The sequence below is a fragment of the Enterococcus plantarum genome (assembly GCF_001730295.1).
Lineage (GTDB): Bacteria > Bacillota > Bacilli > Lactobacillales > Enterococcaceae > Enterococcus_L > Enterococcus_L plantarum.
In genome coordinates this window covers 1-753 of record NZ_MIKA01000044.1, presented here as the reverse complement: position 1 = coordinate 753, position 753 = coordinate 1, and the positions used below count along the sequence as shown (strand labels likewise).

Sequence of the window (753 nt, the reverse complement as noted above, 5' to 3'; positions counted from 1 at the left end):
GTTGAAGGGAGCGTAGTGACGAATCCAATCGACCCTGAAAATCCAGGAGTACCTATTGATCCAGGACCAGGTCCGTCCACAGAAGGACCACTACGTATCGACTATGCATCATCTCTGGATTTTGGCGAAAGCAAAATCAGTAAAGGTACTCGCAAATATAAAGCTTTAGCTCAACAGTTTTTTGGCGATACTGGGCCAAGGGGGAGTTATATCCAAATTACGGATCAACAAGCGGATTCTTCTGGGTGGACACTACAAGTAAAACAAGAAGTCCAGTTTATGAATCCAATTATCCAAAAAGTAGAGGAACAAGAACTCAAAGGAGCCGTTCTTTCCTTAGACAAAGGATGGGCGAATTCTAGCGGCACTAGCGAAGCACCAACGGTGACGCGTGAAACGATTGCGTTGAATTCTATCGGTTCAGCCTATGAGGTAGCGACAGCACGAGCTGGCAGCGGAAAAGGGGTTTGGACCATCGCATTTGGAGCGTCAGATACCAATACGAATAATCAACCACATACCTTGAGCCCTGTAGTGGATGCTTCAGGTAAACCAGTAATAGACCGTACTTACAACAAACCGGTCTATCATAATTCAGCAATCATCTTGAACATACCCGAAACAACGACGATATATCCGGTCCAATACCAAACGGAGTTAACTTGGATATTAGCCAAGTTGCCTTAATAGATTACACACATTTTAGGAGGAAAAACAATATGAAAGCAAGAAGTCTTTGTACAACAACATTAG

At 43.7% G+C, this 753-nt stretch carries 1 protein-coding gene; it reads left to right on the top strand.

What is annotated here, in order from left to right:
• A partial coding sequence (locus tag BCR22_RS10980) for a WxL domain-containing protein (RefSeq protein WP_069654932.1) occupies nt 1-687 on the top strand: 687 nt, incomplete at its 5' end.
• Between the last annotated feature and the right edge of the window lie 66 nt (nt 688-753).